We start from the raw sequence: 22,716 nt of genomic DNA on the forward strand, positions 1-22,716 counted from the left end.
CCATACCCCGGCGGCAGGATCACCACACAGGTGACTACCTCGCTGCGTGACTACCTCGCCAACTGACTACCTCGCCAGGTGACTACCTCGGCGGCTGGTGGCGGGTCGGGGCGGCTCTTGAGCAAGCGCATATCGCGAACCGCATATCACAAGGGCATTTCGATGCATCCACATCGACGGCGAGAATGATGCCAGCCGGTCCAAACCGGGTGATTGCGTGCACAGGGGGCAGATCCGGGTGACTGCGGGCCATACCAGACCGCGCGAGGCACGATCGTCGCGCGACGCCGTCGTCCACGACCTGCGGGATGTCGAGTGCCGCTCCACGCGCGCCGTCATGCACGACTACCTCGACCGGCGCCTGCCGGCCCGGCGCGTGCGCCGGTTCGAGTCGCACATGGACGGCTGCCCACGCTGCATCCGCGCGTTCATCGACGCGCGGCAGACGGCGTGGACGCGCAAGGCAGCGGCGCGGGTCCGGGTCAGGAGCGGATGAAGTCCAACAGGTCGGCGTTGATCACCTCGGCATGCGTGGTCGGCATACCGTGCGGGAACCCCTCGTACGTCCGCAGGGTCCCGTTCGGCAGCAGCTCGGCCGACTTCGGACCCGCGTTCGCGTACGGCACGATCTGGTCGTCATCACCGTGCATGACCAGCACCGGCACCTGCACCACCCGGAGGTCCTCGGTGAAGTCGGTCTCCGAGAACGCCGCGATGCCGTCGTAGTGCGCCTTCGCACCACCGGCCATCCCCTGCCGCCACCAGTTCAGCACCAGCGGCTCACGCAGCTCCACCCCCGGCCGGTTGAACCCGTAGAACGGACCCGCCGACAGGTTCCAGTAGAACTCCGACCGGTTCGCCGCCAGCTGCGACCGCAGGTCGTCGAACACCCCGATCGGCAACCCGTCCGGGTTGACGTCCGTCTGCACCATCAACGGCGGGACGGCGGCGATGATCGCCGCCTTGGCCACCCGCGCATCACCGTGCCGCGCGATGTAGCGGATCACCTCACCACCACCGGTCGAGTGCCCCACGTGCACGGCGTCGTGCAGGTCCAGGTGGGCCGTCAGCGCCGCCAGGTCGTCCGCGTAGTGGTCCATGTCGTGCCCGTCAGCCACCTGGGTCGAACGGCCGTGACCCCGCCGGTCGTGCGCGATGACCCGGAAGCCCTGCCGGACGAAGAACAACATCTGCGAGTCCCAGTCGTCCGACGACAACGGCCAGCCGTGACTGAACACGATCGGCTGCCCGCTCCCCCAGTCCTTGTAGAAGATCTCCACCCCGTCGTTCGTGACAATGCTCGGCATATCTGACTCCGTTCACGGGTGCGGGGGCGCGGCCCCCGCAGCGAAAGCTGCCCCAGATCCAGCGACGTGCATGGACCCGGCCCCCTCCAGCCAGGATGGAGCCACGACCGGCCGGGCGCGCGCCGGGTGCGGGAAATACCCGGGTGATTCGGCCGGGAACTCCGCGCCTCAGACGGCGTACACCGTGATCTCCGCGGCCTTGACGACGAAGCAGACGCGCGCGCCCGGGGCGAGGTCGAGCTCCGCGGCGGCCTGCGGCGTGATGTCGGCGCTGAGCTCCGCCGTCCGCACCCGCACCTGGCCGGCGTGGGGCTCGAGCTGGGTGGGCGTGACGCGCAGGACGTTGCGCGGACTGCCGCCCGGGGGCTCACGGAACACCGACACCGCGCGCGGCGGGAACACCGCGACGACGGCGTCGCCCGGCTGCGGGTCGCCGTCGGGCATGCCCTCGAGGCGCAGGCCGGAGGCGGTGCGTACCGCGCCGTCCTGCCACGTGCCGGTGACCATGTTGAGGCCCGCGAGCTGCGCGGTGAACCTGCTGCGGGGCTGGGACAGCACGCGCGCGGTCTCGCCGTGGTCCACGACGCGGCCGCCCTCGAGGACGGCGACCCGGTCGGCGAGCACGAGGGCGTCGAGCGCGTCGTGGGTGACCAGGAGCACCGTCCGGTCGGCGAGCACGCGGCGCAGCGTGCGGCGCAGGTCGGGTGTGACGGCGACGTCGAGCGCCGCCATCGGCTCGTCGAGGAGCAGCAGGCCCGGGTCGGCCGCCAGCGCGCGGGCCACCGCCGCACGCTGCGCCTGCCCGCCCGAGACCTGGGCGGGACGGCGGTCCGCGAGCTCCTCGACGCCGACCTCGGCGAGCCAGTGGCGAGCCGTCGCGCGCGCGGCGGCGCGGCTCGCGCCCCGGCTGCGAGGCCCGAACGCGACGTTGTCGAGCACGCTGAGGTGCGGGAACAGCAGGGGTTCCTGGGACAGCAGGGCGATCTGCCGGTCGTGCGGCGGCACGTGCACCGCGCGCCGTCCAGCCCCGCTCACGGTCAGCGGACGCCCGTCGAGCTCGACACGTGCGGAGTCGGGGCGCAGCAGGCCCGCGGCGACGGCCAGCACCGTGGACTTGCCCGCGCCGTTCGGGCCCAGCAGCGCGAGCGTCTCGCCGCGCTCGATCTCGAGGGCAACGTCGACGTCGCGGGCGGCCACGGCGGCGTCGTACCGGAAGCTCACGGTCCCGTCCTCCCCTGACGGGTGAGGCCGATGACCAGCACGGCCACCACGACGAGCACGAGCGAGAGGGCGACGGCGGCCGGGGCGTCCGTCTCACGGCGGACATAGATCTCGAGCGGGAGGGTGCGGGTGACACCCTGCAGGCTGCCCGCGAACGTGATCGTGGCGCCGAACTCGCCCAGGGACCGGGCGAACGCGAGCACCGCGCCCGAGACCAGGCCGGGCAGCACGAGCGGGAGGGTCACGCGGCAAAAGACGGTGGTCGGGCTCGCACCCAGGGTGGCGGCGACAACCTCGTACCGCTGCCCGGCGGTCCGCAGCGCGCCCTCGAGGCTGACCACGAGGAACGGCAGCGCCACGAACGTCTGGGCGAGCACGACCGCCGTCGTCGAGAACGCCACCTGCACGCCCAGCACCTCGAACGTCCGCCCGAGCAGCCCGCGCCGGCCGAACGTGTACAGCAGCGCGATGCCGCCGACCACGGGCGGCAGCACGAGCGGAAGGAGCACGAGCGAGCGCAGCACGCCCTGCCCGCGGAAGCTCGTCCGGGCCAGGACGAGCGCCATCGGCACGCCGAGCAGCACGCACAGCACCGTGCTCGTGGCGGAGGTCCGCAGGCTGAGCGCGAGCGCGTCGGCGGAGGCGGGCGACAGGAGCAGGTCGAGGAACCGGCTCCACGGGGTGCGGAGCACGATCGCGACGAGCGGGAGCAGCACGAACGCCGCCCCCGCGACGGCGGGGACGACGATCCAGGCGGGGACGCCGACCCGGCCGGGCGAGCTCGACATCAGGGTGCGGGCGCGAACCCGGCGTCGCGCAGGATGCGCTGCCCGGGCCCGGCGCGGACGAGGTCGACGAACTCTGCGGCCAGCTCGGCGTGCGGGCTCCCCGCGACGGCCGCGATCGGGTACACGTTCACCGCCGCGGCCGCCTCGGGGAACGCGACGCCCTCGACCGCGCCGCCCGCCGCGGCGACGTCGGTGACGTACACCAGGCCCGCGTCGGCCTCGCCGGTCGTCACCTTGGCCAGCACGTCGGTGACGGACCGCTCCTCGCTGACCGGGGACAGCTCGACGCCCGCCCGCCGCGCGACCCGTTGCGTGGCGGCGCCGCACGGTACCTCCGGGGCGCAGACGACGACGTCGAGGTCGCCGGCCAGGTCCGCGAGGCCGGACACGTCGGCCGGGTTGCCCGCCGGCACGGCGATCCGGAGCGTGTTGGACGCGAAGGCCACCGGGTCGGCGCCCGCCAGCCCGTCGGCGGTCAGCCGCTCCATGGTCGCCTCGTCGGCCGACGCGACCAGGTCGGCCGGCGCGCCCTCCTGGACCTGCGCGACCAGGTCCGACGACCCGGCGAAGCTGAACGCCACCTCGACACCCTCGTGGGTGCGCTCGAACTCCTCGCCGATCTCCTCGAACGTCGCCGTCAGGGACGCCGCGGCGAACACGGTCAGCGTGGTCTCGCCGGTGGCGGCGTCGGCGTCGCCGGACGCGCACCCCGCGGTGAGCAGCAGGACCGCCGTCGCGGCCGGCACGACGCGCCTCATGACTCCTCCGCCGCGGTCTCGACGATGACGGTCGTCGACTTGATGACCGCCACCGCGACCGAGCCGAGCTCGAGCCGCAGGTCGCGCACCGCCTCGCTGCTCATGAGCGACACCACGCGGAACGGACCGCACTGGAGCTCGACCTGGGCCATCACGGTGTCGACCCGCAGGTCGGTGACGATGCCGACGAACCGGTTGCGCGCCGAGCTGGCCACCCCGCCGGGCGGACCGGGCGGCGTCGCCTGCTCGCGTGCGACCAACGCCACCTCGTAGCCGTCGACCACCTTGCGGCCCGACGCGTCGGTGCCCGCGGTGAGCATGCCGCGGTCGATCCAGCGGCGCACGGTGTCGTCGCTGACGCCGAGGTAGGTGGCGGCGTCGCGGATCCTCATCTGCGGCATGGAAAGCATGCTAGACCCGCCGCTGCGGTCAGCGGGAGGCCGGAGCGCCGATCATGCGGAGGGTCACCGCGGTTCGGACTGTCGCGATCTCTTCGCCCGCTGCGACGCTGGGCGAATGAGTACTGACCACCAGACCCGGACCGCGTGGGCCGCGGCGGCGCGCAAGTACGAGGACGAGTACGCCGCACACCTCGAAGCCGCCCGAACCGCCGTACTCCTTCCCCCTGAGCTGGACGCCCTTGCGGATATCGTGCCGGGCGCGGACGTGGTTCACCCGCTCAGCGGTCACGGCCTGGACGACGCTGCCCTCGTCCGCCTCGGCGCACGCACGGTGCATGGTCTCGACTACAGCGAGGCCGCCGTCTCGAGCGCCCAGCGGCGAGCGAACGAGCTCGGCCTTCCGTGCCGCTACACGCAGTCGACACTGCCGAACAGCGGCCTGCCGGACGCGTGCGCCGACCTCGTCTACACGGGCAAGGGCGCACTCATCTGGCTCGCCGATCTCGACGCCTTCCTCGCGGAGACGTACCGCCTGCTGCGCCCAGGTGGTCGGCTCTACGTCTACGAGGCGCATCCCTTGGTCCCGCTGTGGACCTGGGACGCCGATGAACCACGGATCCGACCCGACCGCGGGTACTTCGCCGCCTCGCACGTCAACGACACGTTTCCCGGGCGGGGTGCGGTTGAGCAGCAGCACACCCTTGCGGACATCGTCACGGCAGGCCTCCGCTCGGGATTCCTGCTCGAGAACCTCGCGGAGCACCCCGAGCCGTTCTGGCGGCCCGGCGGCGTTGACGCCGCCGCGTGGGATGGGCGGCTCCCGAACTCGTTCAGCATGCTGGCGCGCCGTGCGTGACGGTTCGCAGCCATGACCAGCAGGCACACGGCGAGCCTTCGCCGGACCGTCCTCGTCGTGGCCGCGCTGAACCTCGCGTACTTCGTGGTCGAGCTGACCGTGGCGCTCGGCGCCGGATCGGTCGCCCTCCTGGCGGACAGCGTCGACTTCCTCGAGGACACCGCGATCAACCTGCTCGTCGCGCTCGCTCTCACGTGGCCCCTCGCCCGGCGCGCCCGCATGGGCCGGGTCATGGCCGCGCTGATCCTGCTGCCCGCCGCGGCGGCAGCGTGGGAGGCCGTGCAGCGCTTCGGGTCGCCGACGCCGCCCGACGCGCTCCCCCTGGTCGTGGCCTCGGCCGGCGCGATCGTCGTCAACGGCGTGAGCGCCTGGCTCCTGGCACGGAGCCACCACCAGGGCGGGGCCCTCGGCCGCGCCGCCTTCCTCTCCGCACGGAACGACGTGGTGGTCAACGTGGCGATCATCGCGATGGGTCTGCTCACCGCACAGACCGGATCGGGCTGGCCCGACCTGGTGCTGGGCTGCGCGATCATCCTGCTCGCCCTGCATGCGAGCCACGAGGTGTGGGAGGTCGGCGAGGAGGAGAGGCTGGCGGCGAAGGCCATCGTGGGCGACGACCTCGGCTGAGCCGCGCACCGCGCTTGTGCCGGGACGCTCCTCACCGTAGAGTGGACGTACTAGTTCGTCTACAAGCGACGCGACCAAGGAGCGGAACATGGCTGACAGCATCTACACCGCAGTGGCGACCTCGACCGGCGACGGCCGCGCAGGAGGCCGCGCCGCGAGCGACGACGGCGTGCTGGACCTGACGCTCGCCGTGCCGAAGGCCATGGGCGGCCCCGGCGGCGGCACCAACCCCGAGCAGCTCTTCGCCGCCGGCTGGGCCTCCTGCTTCCACAGCGCCCTCAAGGGCGTCGCGGCCGCACAGAAGATCACGATCGCCGACTCCGCCGTCATCGCCGAGGTTGGCATCCACCCGACCGAGGGCGGTGCCTACGGCCTCAGCGCCGCACTGCACGTCGAGCTCTCCGGGGTGGACCAGGCCACGGCCGACAGCCTCGTCGAGGCCGCCCACCAGGTATGCCCGTACTCGAACGCGACGCGCGGGAACATCGACGTGACGGTGGACGCCACGGTCGCCTGACGCGTCGGCGTCGCCCCCGCCTCGAGGTCGGCGTCTCTCGGTCCTGCGTGCTCGCGGACCCGGGAGGCGCCGGCCTCGAGGCACGTTCGCGACAGGATCAGCCGCCGCCCGACGACGCCGCGCGGCTCGCCCGGACCGCCACGTCCGCGAACGCCGCGCGGAGCTCGGGCGGGCCGACCACCTCGACGTCGGCGTCGAACCGCAGCAGGCTCGCGGCCAGCGCCGCCCAGCTCCAGGCACCCGCCACGAGCCGTGTCCGGTCAGGGCCGAGCGCCTCGACGACGCCGTCCTGCGCGAACGGTGCCACCCGCTCGACGGGCAGGTCGAGCACCACCTCGCCGCGGCACGCCCACCCCGCGGCGCGGGGCCCGGGGTCACCCGAACCCGTGAAGCGCGCCGTCAGGAAGGCCGCGACGTCCCCGCCGGGCACCTCCCGCGGCGTGAACCGGGGGCCGTTGGGCACGCGGAGCTCCATCCGGTCGACGCGGTAGACCCGCCAGTCGTCCCGCGCGGGCGACCAGCCGACGACGTACCAGCGCCCGTCGCGGGCCACGACGTGGTGCGGCTGGACCCGGCGCGGCGGGCCGTCGCCGTCGTCCGGGCGGCCGGGCGCGCGGTAGTCGAACCGCACCTCCTCCCGACGGCGGACGGCGGCGCTCAGCGCGACGAGGACGTCGGTGCCGACGGACACACCGGCCGGGCGGCCCGCCGACAGCTCGAGCGCGTCGACCCGCTGCCGCAGCCTCGACGGCAGCACCTGGCGCAACGTCGCGAGCGCGCGGGCGGCGGCGTCCTCGACGTCGGCCCCCGTGGTCACGGCGGTCCGGAGGGCGACGGCGAGGGCGACGGCCTGCTCGTCGTCGAACAGGAGGGGCGGGACCTCGGAACCGGCACCGAGCCGGTAACCGCCCTCCGGCCCTCTGGTCGCCTGGACCGGGTAGCCGAGCTCGCGCAGCCGGTCGACGTCGCGGCGCACGGTGCGTTCGCTCACGCCGAGCCGGCCGGCGAGGCGCTCCGCCGGCCAGTCCCGGCGCGCCTGCAGCAGAGACAGCAGGGCGAGCAGGCGGGACGACGTCGTGGTCGCGTCGGCGATCGGCATGCCGTCCAGACTGTCACGAGTACCGGACGTTCCCTGTCCGGAACTGCCGGGAGGGTGGGTCTGTCGCCGGGACCTCCGGCGGCGTCCCCCTCTCCGCAAAGGACGGTCGACATGTCGATCACCACCGTGCCCCACCTGAACTTCCGCGGTCAGGCCCGGGCAGCCCTCGAGCACTACCACGCCGTGTTCGGGGGGCAGCTGCTCGTCACCACCTACGGCGACGTCGGCGTGCCCGCGGACGCGCCCGGCGCCGACAGGGTCGTGTTCGGCCAGGTCGTCGCCGAGAACGGCTTCCGCATCATGGCCTACGACGTCCCGGGCGAGGACCGCCCCGTCGGCACGCCGACGACCCGCCGCGAGAACGGCGCGACCCTCACCGACGAGCCGTTCTTCGTGTCGGTACGGGGCGACGGTGTCGAGGAGGTCGGCGCGCTGTGGAAGGGCCTGGCCGAGGGCGCGACCGTCGTCGAGGAGTACGGGCCGTCGGCATGGGCGCCGGCGTCGGGCATGCTCACGGACCGCTTCGGCGTGACGTGGATCCTGGACGTGGCGGCGGACCGGCCCGCCTGACGCAGCGGGCGGCTGCCGCTGATCGCTTTCGAGACCGACGTTGCTCGGCTTTGAGCGTCGTCAAAGCCGAGCAACGTCGGTCTCGAAGACGATCCAGGGAGGTCGAAGGCCGCAGCTCAGCGCTGGGGGGCCTCCCTGCTCCAGCGCTCGATGTCCTCCTGCGTCACCTCGACCGGACCCCGCGCCGGCTCGGTGAGGCGGATGTGGTTGCCGAACGGGTCGCGCAGCGCGGCGTCGATGCCGTAGGGCTGCCGGGTCGGCAGCTCGGTGAACTCGACGCCGAGCGCGGTGAGGCGCTCGTACTCGGCCTGGCAGTCGTCGGTGTTGAGGATGCAGGCGGCGCCGAGGGCGCCCCGGGTGAGCAGGTCACGGACCTGTGCGGCCGAGTCCTCGCTCAGCGCGGGCGGCGCGGGTACCTCCAGGAGCAGGTGGCGGTCGGGGTCGGCGGGCAGCGAGATCGTGAGCCAGCGCATGAAGCCCATGTCGACGTCGGCGCTCACCTCGAACCCGAGCTTGCCGACGTAGAAGTCGAGGGCCTCCTGCTGGTCGAGCACGCGAACTGGGGTGATGGCGATGGAAGTCAGCATGGGCCCATCGTGGTCGCAGCCGGGCCGGGGCGCTTCTCCGAAACTGCTCGATCCCGCGCCCGTCAGCCCCGCGCGGTTCCCGTCGCCGGACGGGTCCAGGCGCGCGTGAAGCAGCCCGGCGCGAGCAGCGGCGCGGCGGTCCGGCGGTACGTGGTGGGCGACGAACCGACGATCTCGCTGAACGTTCGGCTGAACGTACCGAGGCTCTGGAACCCCACCGCGAACGCCACCTCGGTCACGGGCGTGGCCGTCTCGCGCAGCAGCGCCATGGCCCGCTCGATCCGACGCCGCTGCAGATACCGGTGCGGCGTCTCCCCGAAGGCGGCCTTGAACGCGCGGATGAGGTGCGACGGCGACACGTGCGCGACGGCGGCCAGCGCCGCCACATCGAGCGGCTCCGCGTAGCCCCGGTCGATGGCGTCGCGGACCCGGAGCAGGCGCAGGTTGTCCGCCTCGCGCGGCGTGGCGGCACGGGAGGGGATCCCCATGCGCTCAGCGTACGGGGGCACGGCACCCTCGGTCAGTCCGGGAGGGAGCGGCGGGTGGCGACCGGGGTGCTCGCCGCGGGGAACGCCAGGGTGCCCGCGGCGACCCACCACTCCATGACGTCGTAGACCAGCCGGCCCGCGACGACCGACGGGTCGGCCTCCGACAGACGTGCCGCCTCGGCGGGACCGCACGCGAAGATCGACATGCCGCGGTACGCCTCGTCGCTCTGCTCGCCGAACGGGCCGTTCGCGACGAGCACCCCGCCCCGGACCAGCTCCGCCCGGTACGCGAGGTGCTCGGCCTGGAGCGTGTCGAGCGCGGTGTCGGACATCGCGGGCGCGTCGGCGGGACGCCGCAGGACGACGACGGTCACGACGTCGAACGCGTCCGGGATGTGGGGATCACGGCCCATCTTCTGACGATAGCCCTCGCCGCGCTTCGCGCTCCGTCGCTGAGGCTCAGCCCGCCGTGTACGCGCCCGCGGCGATGTCCTCCAGCAGCGTCGGGCCGGTGGGCTCCCAGCCGAGCTGCTGCCGTGTCGTCGTGCTCGTGGCGCGCAGGTCCTGGCCGAAGAACGCGCCGATCCACCCGAAGTGCTCGGTCGCCTGCTCCTGCGGCACCGACGCGACGGGCAGGTCGAGCGCGCGGCCGATCGCCTCGGCGATCTCCCGGGTCGGCACGCCCACCTCGGCGGTCGCGTGCAGCCTGGCGCCGGCGGGCGCCTTGGACAGCGCGAGCGAGACGAGCCGGGCGGCGTCGGACCGGTGGACGGCGGCCCACGCGTCGGTGCCGTCGCCCACGTAGGCGGCGACGCCGGTGCGGCGCGCGGTGTCGTGCAGCACCGCCATGAACCCGTGGTCGAGGACACCGTGCACGGTCGGCGCGAACCGCAGCGCGACGGCGTGCACGTCCTGCTCGACCATCTCGAGCGCGAGGTTCTCGCTGCCGCCGCGCGGAGAGTCCGGGCCGTGGAAGGGCGAGGCGTCCGCCTCGGTGGCCGGACGGCCCTGCACGACCCCCGCGATGCCCGCCGCCACGAGGAAGGGGCGGCCGCTGCCGGTGAGCGCGTCGCCGAGCGTCTGGACGGCGGCCCGCTCGGCCGCGTTCGTGGCAGCCGGGTTCGCGAAGTCGTGCTTGTTCGCGAGGTGCAGCACGGCGTCGGCGGCGTCGGCCCCGCGGCGCAGGACCTCGAGCTGGTCCAGGTCGCCGCGGAGCACGGTGGCGCCCTTGGCCTCCAGGGCCGACGCCGACGCGTCCGACCGGGCGAGCGCCGTCACGGTGTGGCCGTCGGTGAGGAGCTGGTCCACGGACGCGGAGCCGATCCAGCCGGAGCCTCCGGTGACGAATACATGCATGGTCATACCTCCGGTGATGTCTGTGACTGACGTCAGTCACAGACATGACTGTACGCCTCAAGTCAGTCACTGTCATCACATAGACTGGACCCATGGCCCGATGGCAACCCGGAACGCGCGGACGACTGCAGGACGCCGCCCTCGACCTCTTCGTGAGCCGCGGCTACGAGCAGACGACGGCGGCGGACATCGCCGCGGCGGTCGGTCTCACGGAACGCACGTTCTTCCGGCACTTCGCGGACAAGCGCGAGGTCCTCTTCGACGGGCAGGAGATGCTCGGCGCGGCCTTCCTGCGCGGCATCGACGAGTCCCCGGACGGCGCGACGCCGTGGGAGCTGATCGAGGCAGCGATCGCCTCGGCGGCGACCGTGTTCACCGACGAGATGCGGCCCCGCTCGCGGCGGCGGCAGACCGTCATCGACCAGCACTCCGCGCTGCAGGAGCGCGAGCAGCACAAGATGTCGCACGTCGCCGCGGAGATCCGCGACGCCCTGCACGCCCGCGGCGTCGAGGAGACCGCCGCCCGGCTGGCCGCCGAGTCGGCGAGCACCGCGTTCGCCGTCGCGTTCGCCCAGTGGTTGCGCGACGGCGAGGAGCGCCCCCTCACCGAGATCGCGAGCGCGGTGCTGGCCGAGCTGCGCCGGCTGGCGACGCCCGCAGGCTGACCGGGGGCGCTCCCCCGGTCAGCGCCGAGCGGCCAGCTCCGCGGTCGAGATCGTCTCCTCGTCCACGTAGCACCAGCCCCAGCCCTCGCCGGGCTCCACCGACCGCATGAGCGGATGGCGGGTCTTCTCGTAGTGGCCGGTCGCGTGCTTGCCGGGCGACGAGTCGCAGCAGCCGACCTGCCCGCACACGAGGCAGGCGCGCAGGTGCACCCAGGTACCGCCCACGGCGACGCACTCCGGGCAGTCCCCGGTGCTCTCGGGCTCCGGCACGGCGATCTGGTCGAGGTGCGTGCAGTCGGTGCTCATCGTTCGCGTCCTCACGTCGGGCCGGCGGGCGGCGGCGTCGCCGTCACTGACGCGATTCTAGGCCTCGCCGCCGGTGAGGCTTTCGGTGAAGAGGCCGCTGTACGCGTTGAGCGCGGGCTGCCCGCCCAGGTGGGCGTAGAGCACGGTGCTGCCGGCGGGGACCTCGCCCGCTGTCACGAGGTCGACGAGGCCGGCCATCGACTTGCCCTCGTACACCGGGTCGAGGATGACGCCCTCGAGCCGCCCGGTGAGCCGGATGGCCTCGAGGGTGGACTCGACGGGGATGCCGTACGCGTTCCCGGCCCAGCCGGACAGCACGGTGATCTCGTCCTCCCGCAGCGGCCGCCCCACACCGATGAGCTCCGCGGTCGCGCGCGCGATCCGCGCCACCTGGTCGCGCGTCTCCTCCGGCTTCGCGCTCGCATCGATGCCGACGACCCGGCGCGGCGGGCCGCCGGCCTCCTCGAGCGCGGCGAACCCGGCGATCATGCCCGCCTGCGTGGAGCCCGTGACCGCGCACACCACGATCGTGTCGAAGAAGACGCCGAGCTCGCGCTCCTGCTCCTGCACCTCGTACGCCCATCGCGCGAAGCCGAGGCCCCCGAGCCGGTGGTCCGACGCGCCGGCCGGGATGGCGTACGGCGTGCCGCCTCGCTCGGTCACCTCCGCGACGGCGCGCGCCCACGAGTCCTTGAACCCGATGCCGAAGCCGGCAGGGTCCAGCCGCACCTCGGCGCCCATGACGCGGCTGAGCAGGATGTTGCCCACGCGGTCGGCGACCGTGTCGGGCCAGTCGACCCAGTTCTCCTGCACGAGCACCGCCCGCAGCCCCAGCGACGCGGCGACGGCGGCAACCTGCCGCGTGTGGTTGGACTGGTAGCCGCCGATCGAGACGAGGGTGTCGGCGCCCTGCGCGAGCGCGTCGGGCACGAGGTACTCGAGCTTGCGGGTCTTGTTGCCGCCGTAGGCGAGCCCGGCGTTGCAGTCCTCGCGCTTGGCCCAGATCTCGACGCCGCCGCCGAGGTGCGCGGTGAGGCGCGGCATCGGATGCACGGGGCTGGGCCCGAACGTGAGCGGGTGACGGGGGAAGTCGGACAGGGCCATAGGTGCTCCTCCGGGTCGGCGACACATGCAATATATTGCATGCGGGAGCGCGGGTGGAAGGTCTACGCACCGTGCCGCAGCGCCTGCCCGGGCCGCGCCGTGGTGCGCGCCCCGTCCTCGATCACCGGTGTGCCGCCCACGAGCACCCACGGGATGCCCGCAGCGGTCCGGCGCGGCTCGTCCGGCGTCGCCCGGTCGGCCACCGTGTCGGGATCGAAGACGACCAGGTCGGCGACGAACCCTTCCGCGACCCGCCCTCGGTCGCCCAGCCCGAGGCGCGCGGCCGGGCGCGTCGCGAGGTGGACGACCATCTCCGCGAGCGACAGCACCCCTTCCTCGCGCACGTACCGACCGAGGTAGCGCGGAAAGGTCCCGGCGGCACGCGGGTGCGGCTTGGCGCCGACGAGGATGCCGTCGCTGCCGCCCGTGTGCCGACGGTGCCCCATGATCTCTCGGACGTTCTGCTCGTCACCGACATGCTGCAGGATGCTCGTGCCGAGCCGGTCGGCGAGCAGCAGGTCGAAGAACACCTCGACGGGCGGCCGCTGCTCGTCGCGTGCGAGCGCCGCGACCGTCCGGCCCACCCGGCCGCCCAGCGCGGGATCTCGCACCCCGGCGATCTCGATCGTGTCCCAGTCGACCGGCACGCCGTGGCAGCCGTCGCTCCCCGCCACCTCGACCTCGTGCGCGATCCACGCGCGCTCGGCCGGGTCGCGCAGCCGGTCCAGGGTCCGCTCGGGTCCGCCCACCGCCGCGCGGCTGGGCAGGAGCGCCGAGAGCGTGGTGGACCCCGGGAGGTAGGGGTAGGTGTCGAGCGTGACGTCGACGCCGTCCTCGAGCGCACGGTCGACGAGCGCCAGCAGCTCACCGGCCCGGCCGCGGTTCTCGGGAAAGTTCATCGTGGCGTGGGTCAGGTGCAGCGCGCAGCCGGCCCGGCGGGCGACGTCGACCATCTCGGCGTAGGCGTCCAGCGCACCCGCGCCGTAGGAGCGCTGGTGGGGCGCGTAGAACCCGCCGTGCCGCGCGACCACCTCGGCGAGCGCGACCAGCTCGTCGGTGTCGGCGAAGATCCCTGGCACGTAGGTGAGTCCCGACGACAGACCGAACGCCCCCTCACGCATGCCCTGGTCGACCTGGGCGCGCATGCGCTCGATCTCGTCCGGCGTGGCCCGGCGGTCCTCCGTGCCCACGACGTTCATCCGGACGGTCCCCTGCGGCACGAGGTAGGCCACGTTGGTCGCGCTCCCCCGCCGGTCGACCTCGGCGAGGTACTCCGCCACCGTGCGCCAGGCGAAGTCCACCCCCGGGGGCTCGCCGTTCCAGCCGGCGATCTGCGCGCGCAGCGTGGCCATGCTCGTGTCCGTGACCGGCGCGTACGACAGCCCGTCCTGCCCCACCACCTCCGTGGTCACGCCTTGCGTCACCTTGGCGAGGTGCTCGCTGTCCGCGAGGACCGCGAGATCGGAGTGCGCGTGCATGTCCACGAAGCCCGGGGCGACGGCCAGCCCGTCGGCGTCGACCACGCGCGCGCCGGGCGCGTCGGCACGGCCGCCCACCTGCGCTATGCGTCCGCCGCGCACGAGCACGTCGCCGCGCGCCGGCTCGCGTCCGCTCCCGTCGACCACCAGGCCCCCGCGCAGCACCAACTCGTCGTTCATCGGACCATCGTCCACGACGTGCGTCGCCGTCACGTCACGACCACCGGAAGAACGTCGCGGCGATGCCCGAGCCGAGCACCACGGTCGCCGCGAGCGCGAGCAGGTGCGCCGGGTCGACGGGTGCGCCCACCCAGGCGGAGCCGAGGGCTGCGACCGTGGCACCGAACGGCAGCCACTCGCCCACGGTCGCGAGCGGAGCAGGGAGGCTCGACACGCCGCCGAACATGCCGCCGAGGGCCCCGAGGGCGAAGAAGGCGACGAGACCGATCGCGACCGCGGCGTTCGGCGTCGGGGCGAGCGCCGCCACGACCATGCCCACGGCGTACATCGCACCCATCGCGAGGAGGTAGACGGCGACGGCGGTGCCGAGGTGGGCGGGACGGTGCGCGCCGAAGACGCCGAACGCGACGGCGAGCGCCCCGGCGAGCCCGATCAGCGCCTGCACCGCGCTCACCGCCACCTGGGCGACGAGCACCATGGCCGGGGAGGCCGGTGTCGCCGAGAGCCTGCGCAGGATGCCGGTGCGCCGGTAGTAGGCGAGGAAGCTCGGCATGTTGATGACGCCGATGGTGCCGAGCACGACCGTCAGCACGAGCGGCAGCACGTAGACGTCCAGGGCCGTGTAGCCACCCGTGACAGGCTGGTCGGCCGCCGGTGCCGCGCTCATCACGAGGATCAGGAGCGGCAGCACCAGGGGGACCACCAGGCCCGCGGTGTCGCGCACGACCATCTTCGCCTCGCAGACGGTCAGGACGAGCCAGGACCGGAGCCCCGGCCGCCACGCGGGCGGGGTGCCGGACACCGTCGTGGTGTGCGGGTGGGTGGTGCTCATTCGACGACCTCCAGGCTCTTTCCGGTGAGGGCGACGAAGGCGTCGTCGAGGGTGTCCGCACCCGACGACGCGACGAGGCCCGCCGGGGTGTCCGACGCGACGACGCGGCCCGCGTCCAGGAGCAGCACGCGGTCGCAGAGGCGTTCGACCTCTTCCATGGTGTGGCTGACGAGCAGGACGGTGACCGCCTCGTCGCGCAGGCTCTCCACGGCGGCCCACATCCGGCGCCTCGCCCGGGGGTCCAGGCCGGTCGTGAGCTCGTCGAGCACCACGACGCGCGGCCTGCCGGCGAGCGCCAGCGCGATGGAGAGCCGCTGCTGCTGACCGCCGGACAGCCTCTCGAACCGGACGGTCCGCTGCTCGGTCAGGCCGACGAGCTCGAGCAGCTCGGCGGTGGGTCGTGGCTGCGGGTAGAAGGTGCGGTACAGGCCGACCAGCTCGGCGACGGTGAGCGCGGCGTGCAGGGAGGCATGCTGGAGCTGGACGCCGAGTACCTGGCGGACGCGGCCGCGTTCGCGGTGCGGGTCGAGGCCCAGCACCCGGACGCTGCCGCTGTCGGGTCGGCGCAGCCCGGCGACGAGCTCGACGGTGGTGGTCTTGCCCGCGCCGTTGACGCCGAGCACGCCCACGACCTCGCCCTGCTCGATCCGCAGGCTGACGTCGTCGACCGCCGTCGTGCCGCCGTAGCGCTTGCGGAGCCGTGTGGCGACGACGGCCGGTGTGCTGGTGTCCGGTGTGCTCATGGCGGCGACGCTATGTGGCGGGGAGCGCCCTCCACCTGTGCCGATGGTCAGGTATCCACAGCATGACTTTTGGCACCTGCCGACGGGCGCCGGCGACCGTACGGTTGTCGGCATGCGACGACTGACGACGGACGAGTGGTCGGGACTGGCCATGCTGGCCGTCTCGGTCGGGGTCGGCGCGCCGGCGTTGTTCGGCGCGGTGGACCTCGCGATCCCGCGCGCCGCGTGGACGCTGCTGTTCGGCGTCCTGATCCTCGCCCTGCTGGTCTCGATCGTGCTCGAGAAGGGGCGGGCCCGGTACGTCGTGTTCGGGGTGGGCGTGGTCGCGGCCTGGGCGGTGGTGCTCACCGCGCCGCGGCTGGGGCTGCTCCCGATCCTCCTGGTCGTCGTCGCGGCGCTGAGCGTGTACGTCGTGCCGCTGCGGGTCGGGTTCGTGGTGGCGGGGCTGAGCACGGTGGTGATCGCGACGGCCATGGTGCGCGCGGACCGGGACCCGCTCGACACGCTGGTCACGGTCGGCTTCTACCTGCTGATCCAGGTCGCGACGATGCTGAGCTCGGCGACCCTCCTCCGGGAGCAGCGGCTGCGGCAGGAGCTGACGCGGGCGCACGTGGACCTGCGTGCGGCGACGGTGCTGCTCGCGGAGTCGGCACGGACGGCGGAGCGCCTGCGCATCTCGCGCGACCTGCACGATCTCCTGGGTCACCAGCTCACGGTGCTCACCCTCGAGCTGGAGGCCGCACGGCACCGGGAGGGTGAGCAGGCGCGTGCGCACGTCGACCGCGCGAACCAGGTGGCGCGCGACCTGCTCGCCGACGTGCGGCACACCGTCAGCGAGCTGCGGGCCGCGTCGTCCGACCTGCGGGAGGCACTGCACGAGGTGGTGCGCGACCTGCCGGACCTGGAGGTGAGCGTCGACGTCGAGCCGGAGGTGCGGGCGGACGAGGAGCAGACGTCCGCGGTGGTCCGCGCGGTCCAGGAGATCGTCACGAACACCTTGCGGCACGCCGAGGCCCGGGCGCTGCGGATCGAGGTCGCGGCACGCCCGCCCGGTCTGGTGCTGACCGCGGCGGACGACGGTCGTGGGTTCCACGACCTGACACCGGGCAACGGCCTACGGGGCATGACCGAGCGCTTCGAGGCGCTGGGCGGCGCGGTGGAGCTCGACGGCTCGGACGGTTTCCGGGTCACCGCGCGGGTGCCGACGTGACCCGGGTGGTGCTCGTCGACGACCACACGCTGGTGCGGCACGGCATCCGCACCCTGCTGGAGATCGCCGAGGTCGAGGTCGTCGGCGAGGCGGACGACGGCCAGGCCGGTCTGGAGGTCGTCGCGGCGACGCAGCCCGACGTCGTGCTGCTGGACCTGCGCATGCCGCGCTACGACGGGCTCTGGATGCTGAACACCCTGCAGGAGCGAGGCGTCGAGGTGCCCGTGCTGGTGCTCACGACGTTCGACGACGACACGCTCGTGCTGGACGCCCTGCGGGCGGGCGCGCGCGGGTACCTGCTCAAGGACGTGACGGTCGATCAGCTCACGCGCGCGGTCCGCACGCTGGCCGACGGCGGGACCCTCGTCGCGCCGTCGATCACGAGCCGCATGCTGCGCGCCCTGCGCTCCCGGCCGACGACAGCGGACGACGCGCCCGCGGCCCAGCCGCTCACGGAGCGGGAGCTCGAGGTGCTCCGCCTGGTGGCCGAGGGGTTGTCGAACCGCGAGATCTCACGGGCGCTCTGCCTGGTCGAGGGGACGGTCAAGAACCATGTCTCTGCCATCCTGCTCAAGCTCGCGGCACGGGATCGCACCAACGCCGTCCTCCGCGCGCTCCATCTGGGGATCCTCGGCTGACGTCGCGCGCGTGCCCTAGGGTCGCGTGCGTGCGTATCGAGACCGACGGCCGCCCCGCCGCACCGGAGGACCTGTTCGGCACCTACGGCCACTTCACCGCGATGCAGGTGCGCGGCGGCGCGGTGCAGGGCCTCGAGCACCACCTCGACCGGCTCGACACCGCGCACCGCGAGCTGTTCGCTCGGCCGCTGCCGGGCGACCGCGTCCGGGGCCTCGTGCGACACGCGCTGGCGGGCACGGCGGACGCCTCGGTGCGCGTGATGCTGCGCGACGCCGAGCATGTCGTCGTGTCCGTCGCTGCGCCCCACGAGCCGCCCACGGCGCCGCAGCGGCTGCGGACCGTGCCCTACCTGCGCCCCTTTCCCCACCTCAAGCACCTCGGCTCGTTCGCCCAGCTCGAGTGGGCCCGCCGTGCGCGCCAGGAGGGGTTCGACGATGCGCTGCTCACCGCGCCCGACGGTGCCGTCGCCGAGTCCTCGATCGCCAACATCGGGTTCCTGGAGGCGAACGGCTCGGTGGTCTGGCCGGACGGCCCGCAGCTGCACGGCACGGCGATGCGCCTCGTCGAGGCCACGACCCCGTCGTCCCGCCGCCGCGTGCTGCCCGCGGACCTGCCGGGCTTCGCCGGGGCGTTCCTCGTCAACTCGATCGGCGTGGTCCCGGTCGCCTCGGTCGACGACGTGCCCCTCCCCGACCCGGCCCGCCATCTGGCCCCGCTGACCGCCCGCCTGGCCGCGGTCCCCTGGGACGCGATCTAGCCGTCCTCACCCGGTACGGTCCGTTTCGAGAACGACCTGGGGGACGCTCGGGGCCCGAAACCTGTCCCTGAGGTCGTTCTCGAAGCGGACCGGCGGAGCCGACGGACAAGGCGCGGCCCCGGGGTCAAGCCCCCCGGGCCGCGCCCTGATGCAGCAGAGCTCAGCGCACGCGACGGTCAGCCGCAGTACTCGTCGAGCTCGAAGTCGTGCACGACCGTCTGCCCCTTGACGATGCGCGCGTTCTTCGACTCCGGCGGGTACCCCGTCGCCGAGCTGAGCAGGCTCAGCCGGTTGTTGGAGACGCCCATCCAGCGGGCGTACCCGCCGTCAGGGCCGGTCACGAGCGTCACGTCGTACTCCGACCCGTCGATGACCACGAACGCGCCCTCGAGCGGGACGGTCTCGTCGTCACAGGTCACGCCCGTGACCGTGCCGGCGATCTTGCCCCAGCTCGGCGGCGGCGTGACGGTCAGCGACACGTCGACGCGCGGCTCCGAGTACGGCGTGCCGCCATCGGCCACGACCCCCGAGGTGTAGGTGCCCGGCTGGTCGACCCGGCTGCTGTCGAGGTCGACGAGCACGGTGGCCGACTCGCCCGGCTCGAGCGAGAACGCCGGGGGCTGGACGTCGAGCCACGGCACGTCGACCGTCGTCTCGCCGGTCACGTTCATGACGGTGTGCATGTCCGGGAACCCGAGGTCGGCGACCTCGGTCGGCTCCGGCGTGCCGCAGTCGTCCGAGGCGATGTACGACGGGGCGGTCTCCGGCTCGGCGTTGGACCCGATGAACCAGGCACCGGCCTCGTCGACGACCTCCACGACGAGCGTGCTGCCCGCCGACGCCGTCCCGGTGACCGGCACGTCGACCATCGTGAGCTCCTGCGGCTCCAGGGAGACGTCGGCCGTGCCGAGGAGCTCCATGTTGGCGTACTCGAAGTCGCCGTCGAGCTCGTAGAGGTTGACGGTCCCCTCGGTCGCGGAGAACACGGTCTCCACGCCGAACGACACGTTCGTCACCGCGAACTCACCCTGGATGTCGAAGTCCTCCAGGGTGAACGTCCGCAGCCACTTCGTCTGGCCGCCCGTACAGGCCACGGAGTTGCCCGGCGCGACGTCCTGCGAGGACGAGTGGGTGATCGTCGTGCCGTCGGCCAGCAGCGACGGCGGCGCGGCCGGCGTCACCGCCTGCCCCGCCGTGCCGTGCCGGCCGAACCCGTCGGTACCCCGTGCGGCCCTGGACGACGTGCCGGACGTCGCCGTGCTCACCTCGGTCACGTCCTGCGTGGCGCCCTGGATGACGCCGGTGCGGGACGTCGACCCGAGGATCTCGAAGTCGGACGACCGCGGTGCCACCTCGACGTCCGCGGGAGCGGTGCCCTCGTTCGTCACGGTGAACCGGCCCGAGCGGGTGCCGCCCAGCCGGACCTCACGCTCGATCGAGCCCGGCGAGACGCTCAGCAGCGGGGCGGCGAGCTCCACGTCCTGGCGCGTGATCGCGTCGGCGGTCACGGTGACCGTCGCCGCGCCGTCGGTGTAGTCCTTGGCCGCGTAGGTGACCTGCTGCTCGCCCGCGGGCGTGAACAGCGAGTAGTAGCCCGAGCCCACGCCCGGGTTCTCCGGGTCGGACGACGTCGTGCTCGCCTCGCCCGCGGTCACCGTGGCGTCGTCGACGCCGTCGCCCGTGTTGAGGTCGTTGACGAAACCGGCCACGAGGCCACCCTCGACCGGCTCGCACGAGCCGATCCCGACGTTGTCGATCTGCCACCACAGGGCCCAGGCGCCGTCGCCGTAGTGGAACCGCACCTGCACGTCGGACCGGCCGCCCGCGCCGGGGAGCGCCACCACGGTGCGCCCGAGCGCGTCGGACGTCTGGTGCAGCACCGTCTCCCAGGTCTCCCCGCCGTCGAGGCTGAGGTCGACGTCGGCGAAGTCGCCGAGCGCACCGTACGACTGGTCGAACGTCAGCAGCGGCTTCTCGAGCCCGCTCATGTCGAAGGACGGCGACGTGAGCGTCGTGTCCTGCGTCCCGTCCGGGCCGTAGCCGTCACTGTTCACCTCGGCGAAGAGACCCTCGCCGCCGGTCTGGTTGGTCGCACCGAACCGGTCGTCGAACGTCCAGACCTGCTCGGTGCCCTCGAGGTCCTCGACCGTCCAGCCCTCGGGCACGTCACCCGACTCGAACTCCTCGGTGGCACCGGCACCCGTCATGGCGTAGCCCGGCGCGGTGCACTCGGCGAGCGCCTCGGGCGCGACGTCGGCGGTGGTCGGCTCGGTGCCCACCGCGACCTCGGTCGTGAGGGTCCCGTACCCCGTCACGGCGGGGCGCACCACGAGGGTGTGGGTGGCCGACTGCGGCAGCTCGATCGAGTACTCGCCGGTGAACGGGTCCGTCCAGGCGGCGACGCTGCTCGGCGCACCCTGCACGGTGACCTGCGCGTCGAGCGGCCAGCCGTGCCCGGAGCCGTCGGTGACGGTGCCGGTCACGGTCGTGGTGGGCGCGGTCTCCAGGGCGACGTCGAGCGTGGTCTCCTCGCCCTCGACGACCTCGACGGTCTCGGTCGCGTCGAGGAAGCCGAACGCGGACACCGTCACCTCGTGCGAGCCCTCCTCGAGCCCGAGCCGGAACGCGCCGGCCGCGTCGGTCGTGTCGGAGCGCTCGCCGACCAGGACGCTCGCGCCGGCGACGGGCTCGCCGTCGGCGTCGGTCACGGTGCCGGTGAGGAAGCCGAAGCCGTCGATCGGCGCGTTCGAGACGAGAGCCTCGACGTCCAGCTTGCCCTCGCCCCACACGTTGTTGTCCGCGGGCGTGCCGCCGCAGGAGTCGTCGTCGACGTCGACGGCCGTCGAGTCGAGCAGGGCCTGCGTGCCCTCGATGTCGCCGATCAGGGCCGGTGCCGCGCTCCACAGCAGCGCCACGGCGCCCGCCAGGTGCGGCGAGGCCATCGACGTCCCGCTGAACTCGGCGTAGTCACCGCCGGGCACCGACGAGCGCACGCCGTCGCCGGGGGCCGCGATGTTCGGCTTGGTCTCGCCGTCCTCACCCGGGCCGCGTGACGAGAAGGTCGCGATCTCGCCGTCGGGTCCGAACGCGCCCGACGCGTAGGTGGCCAGGTTCGCACCGGGGGACGACGTCGACTGGCAGCCCGCCTCGCCGGCGTTGCCCGCTGCCCAGGCGCCGAAGATGCCCGCGGCCTCCCAGGCGTCGATCTCCTCGGACATGAAGTCGTCGATGAGGCCCGGCTGCACCTGGCCCCACGAGTTGTTCACGATGTGCGGGCGCTGCGCCGGGTCCGGGTCGGAGCCGTCGGCGCGCGTCGGCGCGAGGATCCACTGCCCGGAGGCGAGCAGGTCGGTGTCCGAGCAGCTCGCGCAGCCGTTGGCCGCGATCCAGTCCGCGTCGGGAGCGACGCCGATCTGGTTGCCCTCGCCGTCGTCGCCCACCATGGTGCCCATGACGTGCGTGCCGTGCGCGTCGACGTCGCAGGGCGCGCCGTCGCAGAAGCCGCCCGCGTCGAACCAGTTGTAGTCGTTGCTCAGCCCGTCGTCGCCCAGGTAGCCGCGGTAGTGCTGCAGCAGCGCCGGGTGCTCGACGTCGACGCCCGAGTCGATGTTGGCCACGGTGATGCCCTCACCCGTGTAGCCCTGCGCCCACACGTCGGGCGCGTTGATCGCGTCGAGACCCCACTCGGTGGCCAGCGGCGCGTTCTTCGTCGGCTCCTTGCGCTCGACCGGCTCGATCTGCTGGGCGGAGAAGCGCTCGTGCACCTGCTCCACCTCGCGGCTGCCCGCGACCTTCGTGGCGAGCTTCGCCGTGCCGTCCTCGACGAGGATGGCGTTGGTGATCCAGTAGGACTCGTACTCGACGCCCGCGGCCTCGAGGTCCGCGACGACACCGGCCTGGGACTCCTTGGCGGTGCTGGTCAGCGCGTCGTAGACGAACTGCCCGCGCTCGGCCCAGTCCGCGATGTCCTTGGCGGGCGCCAGGTCGGGCGTGTCGGCGAACTGGATCCAGAAGTCGCTGGACCGCTTCGCCTCGAACCGCTGCTGGACCGCCGGCGAGATCTTGTCGGCGGCCCGCTCGGGGACGTCCGTGGCGACGGCGGGCTGGGGGCTCGCCGTCGAGGGTGTGCTCGCGAGCGCAGGTGCCACGCCCACTGTCGTCGCGACAAGAGCGCCGACCGCCACGAGGGCGATCGGCGCGCTTCTGGCTGACATGCGACTGTGCATT

General features: G+C 73.3%; 25 protein-coding genes. 9 read left to right on the forward strand and 16 right to left on the reverse strand.

What is annotated here, in order from left to right; translation table 11 throughout:
* Positions 1–238 precede the first annotated feature (238 nt).
* Positions 239–496 carry a zf-HC2 domain-containing protein gene (locus HLB15_RS23915; RefSeq protein WP_171103193.1) on the forward strand — a complete coding sequence of 86 codons (258 nt, stop codon included), beginning with the start codon at positions 239–241 and terminating at the stop codon, positions 494–496.
* On the opposite strand, the gene HLB15_RS02010 is transcribed toward HLB15_RS23915, so the two are convergent.
* The 5 genes from HLB15_RS02010 to HLB15_RS02030 all read right to left on the reverse strand — a co-directional run bounded on the left by HLB15_RS02010 (position 483) and on the right by HLB15_RS02030 (position 4,475).
* Positions 483–1,307, reverse strand: coding sequence for an alpha/beta fold hydrolase (locus HLB15_RS02010; RefSeq protein WP_171103195.1), 825 nt, complete (start codon positions 1,305–1,307; stop codon positions 483–485). The two genes, HLB15_RS23915 and HLB15_RS02010, sit on opposite strands and share 14 nt — an antisense overlap.
* Before the next feature lie 168 nt (positions 1,308–1,475).
* A complete protein-coding gene (locus HLB15_RS02015) occupies positions 1,476–2,528 on the reverse strand; it encodes a sulfate/molybdate ABC transporter ATP-binding protein (RefSeq protein WP_171103197.1) in 1,053 nt (350 codons plus the stop codon).
* On the reverse strand, positions 2,525–3,316 hold the full coding sequence (locus tag HLB15_RS02020; protein ID WP_171103199.1) for an ABC transporter permease: 792 nt from the start codon (positions 3,314–3,316) through the stop codon (positions 2,525–2,527). The genes HLB15_RS02015 and HLB15_RS02020 overlap by 4 nt, the downstream gene beginning before the upstream one ends.
* Positions 3,316–4,074 (reverse strand): molybdate ABC transporter substrate-binding protein, encoded by a 759-nt coding sequence (gene modA / locus HLB15_RS02025; RefSeq protein ID WP_171103201.1) that lies wholly within the window; start codon positions 4,072–4,074, stop codon positions 3,316–3,318. The genes HLB15_RS02020 and modA overlap by 1 nt, the downstream gene beginning before the upstream one ends.
* Positions 4,071–4,475, reverse strand: coding sequence for a TOBE domain-containing protein (locus HLB15_RS02030; protein WP_171103203.1), 405 nt, complete (start codon positions 4,473–4,475; stop codon positions 4,071–4,073). The genes modA and HLB15_RS02030 overlap by 4 nt, the downstream gene beginning before the upstream one ends.
* A gap of 115 nt (positions 4,476–4,590) precedes the next feature.
* Here HLB15_RS02030 and HLB15_RS02035 point away from each other — a divergent pair, with 115 nt between their 5' ends.
* The 3 genes from HLB15_RS02035 to HLB15_RS02045 all read left to right on the forward strand — a co-directional run bounded on the left by HLB15_RS02035 (position 4,591) and on the right by HLB15_RS02045 (position 6,475).
* A complete protein-coding gene (locus tag HLB15_RS02035) occupies positions 4,591–5,331 on the forward strand; it encodes a class I SAM-dependent methyltransferase (protein WP_171103205.1) in 741 nt (246 codons plus the stop codon).
* Positions 5,332–5,343: 12 nt separating this feature from the next.
* Positions 5,344–5,958, forward strand: a complete 615-nt coding sequence (locus HLB15_RS02040) for a cation efflux transmembrane domain-containing protein (protein WP_171103207.1) — start codon at positions 5,344–5,346, stop codon at positions 5,956–5,958.
* Positions 5,959–6,046: 88 nt separating this feature from the next.
* Positions 6,047–6,475 carry an organic hydroperoxide resistance protein gene (locus tag HLB15_RS02045; protein ID WP_171103209.1) on the forward strand — a complete coding sequence of 143 codons (429 nt, stop codon included), beginning with the start codon at positions 6,047–6,049 and terminating at the stop codon, positions 6,473–6,475.
* A gap of 97 nt (positions 6,476–6,572) precedes the next feature.
* Here HLB15_RS02045 and HLB15_RS02050 read toward each other — a convergent pair whose 3' ends face one another.
* Entirely contained in the window at positions 6,573–7,574 is a 1,002-nt protein-coding gene (locus tag HLB15_RS02050; protein ID WP_171103211.1) for a helix-turn-helix transcriptional regulator, read from the reverse strand.
* Between the two features lie 111 nt (positions 7,575–7,685).
* Here HLB15_RS02050 and HLB15_RS02055 point away from each other — a divergent pair, with 111 nt between their 5' ends.
* On the forward strand, positions 7,686–8,144 hold the full coding sequence (locus tag HLB15_RS02055; protein WP_171103213.1) for a VOC family protein: 459 nt from the start codon (positions 7,686–7,688) through the stop codon (positions 8,142–8,144).
* Positions 8,145–8,260: 116 nt separating this feature from the next.
* Here HLB15_RS02055 and HLB15_RS02060 read toward each other — a convergent pair whose 3' ends face one another.
* From HLB15_RS02060 to HLB15_RS02075, 4 genes are all read right to left on the reverse strand, one after another.
* On the reverse strand, positions 8,261–8,731 hold the full coding sequence (locus HLB15_RS02060) for a VOC family protein (RefSeq protein WP_171103215.1): 471 nt from the start codon (positions 8,729–8,731) through the stop codon (positions 8,261–8,263).
* A gap of 62 nt (positions 8,732–8,793) precedes the next feature.
* Positions 8,794–9,219 carry a helix-turn-helix transcriptional regulator gene (locus tag HLB15_RS02065; RefSeq protein WP_171103216.1) on the reverse strand — a complete coding sequence of 142 codons (426 nt, stop codon included), beginning with the start codon at positions 9,217–9,219 and terminating at the stop codon, positions 8,794–8,796.
* Between the two features lie 32 nt (positions 9,220–9,251).
* Positions 9,252–9,632 (reverse strand): YciI family protein, encoded by a 381-nt coding sequence (locus HLB15_RS02070; protein WP_171103218.1) that lies wholly within the window; start codon positions 9,630–9,632, stop codon positions 9,252–9,254.
* 46 nt (positions 9,633–9,678) lie between these two features.
* Entirely contained in the window at positions 9,679–10,581 is a 903-nt protein-coding gene (locus HLB15_RS02075; protein WP_229785534.1) for an SDR family oxidoreductase, read from the reverse strand.
* Positions 10,582–10,667: 86 nt separating this feature from the next.
* On the opposite strand from HLB15_RS02075, the gene HLB15_RS02080 reads away from it, so the two are divergent.
* Positions 10,668–11,240 carry a TetR/AcrR family transcriptional regulator gene (locus HLB15_RS02080; RefSeq protein ID WP_171103220.1) on the forward strand — a complete coding sequence of 191 codons (573 nt, stop codon included), beginning with the start codon at positions 10,668–10,670 and terminating at the stop codon, positions 11,238–11,240.
* Positions 11,241–11,258: 18 nt separating this feature from the next.
* Here HLB15_RS02080 and HLB15_RS02085 read toward each other — a convergent pair whose 3' ends face one another.
* From HLB15_RS02085 to HLB15_RS02105, 5 genes are all read right to left on the reverse strand, one after another.
* Positions 11,259–11,546 carry a UBP-type zinc finger domain-containing protein gene (locus tag HLB15_RS02085; RefSeq protein WP_171103222.1) on the reverse strand — a complete coding sequence of 96 codons (288 nt, stop codon included), beginning with the start codon at positions 11,544–11,546 and terminating at the stop codon, positions 11,259–11,261.
* A gap of 57 nt (positions 11,547–11,603) precedes the next feature.
* Positions 11,604–12,650, reverse strand: a complete 1,047-nt coding sequence (locus tag HLB15_RS02090; RefSeq protein WP_171103224.1) for a 1-aminocyclopropane-1-carboxylate deaminase — start codon at positions 12,648–12,650, stop codon at positions 11,604–11,606.
* Positions 12,651–12,712: 62 nt separating this feature from the next.
* Positions 12,713–14,308, reverse strand: coding sequence for an N-acyl-D-amino-acid deacylase family protein (locus tag HLB15_RS02095; RefSeq protein ID WP_171103226.1), 1,596 nt, complete (start codon positions 14,306–14,308; stop codon positions 12,713–12,715).
* Between the two features lie 34 nt (positions 14,309–14,342).
* Positions 14,343–15,140 (reverse strand): ABC transporter permease, encoded by a 798-nt coding sequence (locus HLB15_RS02100; RefSeq protein WP_171103228.1) that lies wholly within the window; start codon positions 15,138–15,140, stop codon positions 14,343–14,345.
* On the reverse strand, positions 15,137–15,883 hold the full coding sequence (locus HLB15_RS02105; protein WP_171103230.1) for an ABC transporter ATP-binding protein: 747 nt from the start codon (positions 15,881–15,883) through the stop codon (positions 15,137–15,139). The genes HLB15_RS02100 and HLB15_RS02105 overlap by 4 nt, the downstream gene beginning before the upstream one ends.
* Positions 15,884–15,995: 112 nt before the next feature.
* On the opposite strand from HLB15_RS02105, the gene HLB15_RS02110 reads away from it, so the two are divergent.
* The 3 genes from HLB15_RS02110 to HLB15_RS02120 are packed head-to-tail and all read left to right on the forward strand — an operon-like array spanning position 15,996 to position 18,489.
* On the forward strand, positions 15,996–17,093 hold the full coding sequence (locus HLB15_RS02110; protein WP_229785535.1) for a sensor histidine kinase: 1,098 nt from the start codon (positions 15,996–15,998) through the stop codon (positions 17,091–17,093).
* Complete coding sequence (locus HLB15_RS02115) at positions 17,090–17,731, forward strand: response regulator (protein WP_171103232.1); 642 nt, start codon at positions 17,090–17,092, stop codon at positions 17,729–17,731. The genes HLB15_RS02110 and HLB15_RS02115 overlap by 4 nt, the downstream gene beginning before the upstream one ends.
* A 29-nt stretch (positions 17,732–17,760) precedes the next feature.
* Positions 17,761–18,489 (forward strand): aminotransferase class IV, encoded by a 729-nt coding sequence (locus HLB15_RS02120; RefSeq protein ID WP_171103234.1) that lies wholly within the window; start codon positions 17,761–17,763, stop codon positions 18,487–18,489.
* 176 nt (positions 18,490–18,665) lie between these two features.
* Here HLB15_RS02120 and HLB15_RS02125 read toward each other — a convergent pair whose 3' ends face one another.
* Complete coding sequence (locus HLB15_RS02125; protein WP_171103237.1) at positions 18,666–22,703, reverse strand: S8 family serine peptidase; 4,038 nt, start codon at positions 22,701–22,703, stop codon at positions 18,666–18,668.
* Positions 22,704–22,716: the final 13 nt, after the last annotated feature.

It is taken from the genome of Promicromonospora citrea (assembly GCF_013004695.1).
Taxonomy (GTDB): Bacteria; Actinomycetota; Actinomycetes; order Actinomycetales; family Cellulomonadaceae; genus Promicromonospora; species Promicromonospora citrea.

Bases quoted from the DNA above. Each gene is read 5' to 3' on its own strand.
- HLB15_RS02010 (WP_171103195.1), bottom strand. From the start codon at position 1,307: ATGCCGAGCATTGTCACGAACGACGGGGTGGAGATCTTCTACAAGGAC.
- HLB15_RS02020 (WP_171103199.1), bottom strand. From the start codon at position 3,316: ATGTCGAGCTCGCCCGGCCGGGTCGGCGTCCCCGCCTGGATCGTCGTC.
- modA (WP_171103201.1), bottom strand. From the start codon at position 4,074: ATGAGGCGCGTCGTGCCGGCCGCGACGGCGGTCCTGCTGCTCACCGCG.
- HLB15_RS02030 (WP_171103203.1), bottom strand. From the start codon at position 4,475: ATGCCGCAGATGAGGATCCGCGACGCCGCCACCTACCTCGGCGTCAGC.
- HLB15_RS02035 (WP_171103205.1), top strand. From the start codon at position 4,591: ATGAGTACTGACCACCAGACCCGGACCGCGTGGGCCGCGGCGGCGCGC.
- HLB15_RS02040 (WP_171103207.1), top strand. From the start codon at position 5,344: ATGACCAGCAGGCACACGGCGAGCCTTCGCCGGACCGTCCTCGTCGTG.
- HLB15_RS02045 (WP_171103209.1), top strand. From the start codon at position 6,047: ATGGCTGACAGCATCTACACCGCAGTGGCGACCTCGACCGGCGACGGC.
- HLB15_RS02050 (WP_171103211.1), bottom strand. From the start codon at position 7,574: ATGCCGATCGCCGACGCGACCACGACGTCGTCCCGCCTGCTCGCCCTG.
- HLB15_RS02055 (WP_171103213.1), top strand. From the start codon at position 7,686: ATGTCGATCACCACCGTGCCCCACCTGAACTTCCGCGGTCAGGCCCGG.
- HLB15_RS02060 (WP_171103215.1), bottom strand. From the start codon at position 8,731: ATGCTGACTTCCATCGCCATCACCCCAGTTCGCGTGCTCGACCAGCAG.
- HLB15_RS02065 (WP_171103216.1), bottom strand. From the start codon at position 9,219: ATGGGGATCCCCTCCCGTGCCGCCACGCCGCGCGAGGCGGACAACCTG.
- HLB15_RS02070 (WP_171103218.1), bottom strand. From the start codon at position 9,632: ATGGGCCGTGATCCCCACATCCCGGACGCGTTCGACGTCGTGACCGTC.
- HLB15_RS02075 (WP_229785534.1), bottom strand. From the start codon at position 10,581: ATGACCATGCATGTATTCGTCACCGGAGGCTCCGGCTGGATCGGCTCC.
- HLB15_RS02080 (WP_171103220.1), top strand. From the start codon at position 10,668: ATGGCCCGATGGCAACCCGGAACGCGCGGACGACTGCAGGACGCCGCC.
- HLB15_RS02085 (WP_171103222.1), bottom strand. From the start codon at position 11,546: ATGAGCACCGACTGCACGCACCTCGACCAGATCGCCGTGCCGGAGCCC.
- HLB15_RS02090 (WP_171103224.1), bottom strand. From the start codon at position 12,650: ATGGCCCTGTCCGACTTCCCCCGTCACCCGCTCACGTTCGGGCCCAGC.
- HLB15_RS02095 (WP_171103226.1), bottom strand. From the start codon at position 14,308: ATGAACGACGAGTTGGTGCTGCGCGGGGGCCTGGTGGTCGACGGGAGC.
- HLB15_RS02100 (WP_171103228.1), bottom strand. From the start codon at position 15,140: ATGAGCACCACCCACCCGCACACCACGACGGTGTCCGGCACCCCGCCC.
- HLB15_RS02105 (WP_171103230.1), bottom strand. From the start codon at position 15,883: ATGAGCACACCGGACACCAGCACACCGGCCGTCGTCGCCACACGGCTC.
- HLB15_RS02110 (WP_229785535.1), top strand. From the start codon at position 15,996: ATGCGACGACTGACGACGGACGAGTGGTCGGGACTGGCCATGCTGGCC.
- HLB15_RS02125 (WP_171103237.1), bottom strand. From the start codon at position 22,703: ATGTCAGCCAGAAGCGCGCCGATCGCCCTCGTGGCGGTCGGCGCTCTT.